The 3,410-nt window shown below is 41.5% G+C and carries 5 protein-coding genes; 4 read left to right on the top strand and 1 reads right to left on the bottom strand.

All coding sequences use genetic code 11. The annotated features are described in order from the left end of the window. Positions 1-448 precede the first annotated feature (448 nt). The 4 genes from CW749_RS23020 to CW749_RS23005 all read left to right on the top strand — a co-directional run bounded on the left by CW749_RS23020 (position 449) and on the right by CW749_RS23005 (position 2,485). Positions 449-736, top strand: coding sequence for a hypothetical protein (locus CW749_RS23020; protein ID WP_101114740.1), 288 nt, complete (start codon positions 449-451; stop codon positions 734-736). A 153-nt stretch (positions 737-889) separates the two neighbouring features. Continuing rightward, on the top strand, positions 890-1,465 hold the full coding sequence (locus CW749_RS23015) for an AAA family ATPase (RefSeq protein WP_101114739.1): 576 nt from the start codon (positions 890-892) through the stop codon (positions 1,463-1,465). A gap of 87 nt (positions 1,466-1,552) precedes the next feature. Further along, positions 1,553-1,978 (top strand): GNAT family N-acetyltransferase, encoded by a 426-nt coding sequence (locus tag CW749_RS23010; RefSeq protein WP_101114738.1) that lies wholly within the window; start codon positions 1,553-1,555, stop codon positions 1,976-1,978. Between the two features lie 138 nt (positions 1,979-2,116). After that, positions 2,117-2,485 (top strand): hypothetical protein, encoded by a 369-nt coding sequence (locus CW749_RS23005; RefSeq protein WP_158108705.1) that lies wholly within the window; start codon positions 2,117-2,119, stop codon positions 2,483-2,485. Between the two features lie 293 nt (positions 2,486-2,778). Here CW749_RS23005 and CW749_RS22995 read toward each other — a convergent pair whose 3' ends face one another. Further along, entirely contained in the window at positions 2,779-3,114 is a 336-nt protein-coding gene (locus CW749_RS22995) for a hypothetical protein (protein ID WP_145997877.1), read from the bottom strand. Between the last annotated feature and the right edge of the window lie 296 nt (positions 3,115-3,410).

The following is a 3,410-nucleotide window of genomic DNA, read 5'->3' as shown; positions in this document are numbered from 1 at the left end:
TATAGCGCTTTGATAATTCAAGGTTTGTAAGGAATTCGAAAGTTGCTGGCTTCAGTATTTTTGAGTTCGATTCCTCAACCATATCCAAGGTGGAAAACTCTCGCAAGCCAAGTCGTTGTAGGTTTCAAAACTATTCAGCTTCATCAGAATTTGAAGTTCGGTTTCCGGCTAGCTTTCCTAAATTCTCGACTGAATCGGTGTTTTGGGTTCTGTGGTCTGGTTGCAGAAGGTTTTTTTGGCTAAGATGCTGTTCATCAAATGCAAGCTAAGTGCTTCATTGCCAAATGAGTTTTTTGTTTGTATCGCTACAACAAACAGTTCAAGCAGACCAAAAACGCGTGGCATTTTTAGCTTGCGGTAAGTTTAGTGATTACGGTAGTTTGCAGAAACAGCATTTGTGCGTTTTTGGCTACTTAACTGGGCGTTAAATGCTACAAGGAGTGTTAATGTGGATTGGTTAATTTGGGGAACATTGGTAGCTCTTTTTATTGGTATCTGGCATGAAATCAACCGATTTCCAGCAGCAAATAAATCATTTTTAGAACTGAGAGAAAGGCTAGATATTGTCGAGTCTGATAATAAAGAATTATGCGAACAAATTGCGCGCCTTGATGATGAAGTATTGTCCTTATCTAATGAAATTGATCGTATTAAAGATCCTGAATATTACAGAGCACTGGATGAGGGTGATGGAGGAGCCTTGTATGCGCTCGATAAAGCAAGAGGTAATATTTGACTGCGCATTTAACAAAGCGTTTAAGACAGATTCCCAACGCTTGGCATTTTCAGTTTGGGTTAGCTTTAGTGTTTATGGTGGCAAGGCTTTAGGTTAGGTGGTGGCGTTGCTCACTACTTAACGCGACGTTATGTGCTAGGAAGGTAAAATCATATGGATGTTATCGTGTTGAATGGCGCGAGTAGCGCAGGAAAAAGTTCTATTGTTTCTGCGCTTCAACAAGAACTGTCGGAGCACTACCTTCATATCGGTATTGACAGCTTTATAACTATGATGCCGACAAGAGTGAACAAATTGGGTTCACCAGATACAATTTCTGACGGATTTTATTGGGAAACTCAACCTAACAAAACGTTGAAAATTCAAAGTGGCAGCTACGGAAAACTTGTTAACAATGCATACCGAACAACCGTAAAACATCTACTCAACTCTGGTTTACGTGTGATCGTTGATGATGTCATGAATGGCGGCGCTGAACAGAAAGCGTGGCTTGATGTTCTTGGTTCGCATAAGAGCTTATTTGTTGGCGTCATGTGTAGCGAAGATGAGTTGGTGCGTCGAGAATTATTGCGTGAAAACCGAATCAACGGTTCTGCATTGGAACAAGCGCGAAGAGTACATATAGGTGTATCTTACGATCTTTGCGTATCGACAAGTGAAAATTCACTAGAAGAGTGCGTACAAGCGATAAAAAAGCACATAACAAAGCGTTTAAGAGCGACTCCGTAACGTGTGCCGGTTTCGCTCCGCTCAAGTTTGGCACACGTTACTCCGCGCCTTAACGCGGCGTTAGTTGCTATTGAGTTTGAGGTTAGAATGAATATCGATTTTAGTGTGTCTCCCTCAGAGGAAGAAATATCAGAAATTTACAATGGTTTATCAGTATTTAATGAACCACATTTCCCTGATCTTGATGAGAATACCGTGGGTTATTTCGTTCGAAATGAGGACGGTAAAATTCTTGGTGGATTAATAGGGAACCTATTATTTACAACTCTCCATGTGAACTATCTTTGGTTATCAAAGCCACTCCGTGGTTCAGGGTATGGAACGAAGCTGCTCCAACTTGCCGAACTAGAAGCCAAGAATCGTGGTGTAATGAACGTGTTCTTGGATACGTATACCTTCCAAGCACCAAAGTTTTATGAACAGCATGGGTATAGCGAGGTTGGTCGATATACTGACTATCCACGACTAGGCGTAGATAAAGTGTTCTACCAGAAATGTTTGGCTCGCAACTAACAAGCAATTTAAGAGGGATTCACAACGCTTGGCACTTTTGCTTCTACTTCAAATTTAGTGTTTACGGTACAATGCGTTAGGTTGGGTGGTGGCGTTGTTCACCCCTTAATTGGGCGTTAGGCAAATTAGGAGAATTCAGTGGATAGAATTTTGTTTGAATCACTTTTCAGGCGGACTGTTCCAGTAAACACAGTATTTTCAAATCCTGGAGGCGGCACATCAACAGTTTGTAAAACAGACGTTGATCGAGTTGTATACAAGCGTGGTAATTCTAGAATGACTTTACTGTTAGATGACCTGTATATCGTTTACAAAGAACTGGAAGCAAATTCTAGAGTTTCAAGTAGTGATTTAAAACAACTAAAACCAAGCGTGTTTGATTCAACAAAAAATGGACATAGTTGCCATTGTACTTTTGCCTTTTCAGTGTTGAATAAAATGGGACTTTCAAATGATATTGGTGGCAAAGGAGTACGGGGTAACCCTTTTTACACCACATTTGCCTAACAAACTGTTCAAGAGGGATTCGCAACGCGTGGCATTTTCACTATGCGTTGGTTTTAGTGTTTAAGGTGGCATGCGGCGGCTTCGGTATTGCGTTGCTCACCCCTTAACAGGGCGTTATAGCGCTTTGATAATTCAAGGTTTGTAAGGAATTCGAAAGTTCTTGGCTTCAGTGTTTTTGAGTTCGATTCCTTAGCCTGAGTCAAGGTGGTAAATCCTCGCAAGCCAAGTCGCTGCAAGCTTTCAAATCCAGTCAGATTTACTGAGTTTTGAAGCTTTGCTCTTGGCTCGTTTCCCTAAATTCTCGACTGAATCGCTGTTTTGGGTTCTGTGGTCTGGTTACAGAGGATTTTGTTGGCTAAGATGCAGTTCCTGGAATGCAAGCTAAGTGCTTCATTGCCAAGCGAGTTTGTTGCTTGTATCGCTCTAACAAACAGTTCAAGCAGACCAAAAACGTGTGGCATTTTTAGCTTGCGGTGAGTTTTGTGTTTAGGGTAGTTTGCAGAAACGGCATTTGTACGTTTTTGGCTACTTAACTGGGCGTTATAGCGCTTTGAAAATTCAAGGGTTGTAAGGTTTTGGAAAGTTGCTGGCTTCAGTGTTTTTGAGTTCGATTCCTTAGCCTGAATCAAGGTGGTAAATTCTCGCAAGCCAAGCCAGTGTTGGTTTCAAAATCACTCGGCTTCATCAGATTTTGAAGTTTGGTTTCCGGCTAGCTTTCCTAAATTCTCGACTGAATCGGTGTTTTGGGTTTTGTGGTCTGGTTGCAGAGGGTTTTGTTGGCTAAGATGCTGTTCATTGAATGCAAGCTAAGTGCTTCATTGCCAAGTTAAGTCTGTTTGCTTGTATCGCTACAACAAACAGTTCAAGCAGACCAAAAACGCGTGGCACTTTTGGTTTGCGGTGAGTTTTGTTTCTCGGGTATTTT

Source organism: Vibrio sp. vnigr-6D03, from assembly GCF_002835515.1.
GTDB classification, from domain to species: Bacteria; Pseudomonadota; Gammaproteobacteria; order Enterobacterales; family Vibrionaceae; genus Vibrio; species Vibrio penaeicida.
Note: the sequence above shows the minus strand (reverse complement) of the source record. Positions and strands in the feature narration are given on the sequence as shown.

Excerpts from the sequence above, each read along its gene's own strand:
- CW749_RS23015 (WP_101114739.1), top strand. The coding sequence starts at position 890 with ATGGATGTTATCGTGTTGAATGGCGCGAGTAGCGCAGGAAAAAGTTCT.
- CW749_RS23010 (WP_101114738.1), top strand. The coding sequence starts at position 1,553 with ATGAATATCGATTTTAGTGTGTCTCCCTCAGAGGAAGAAATATCAGAA.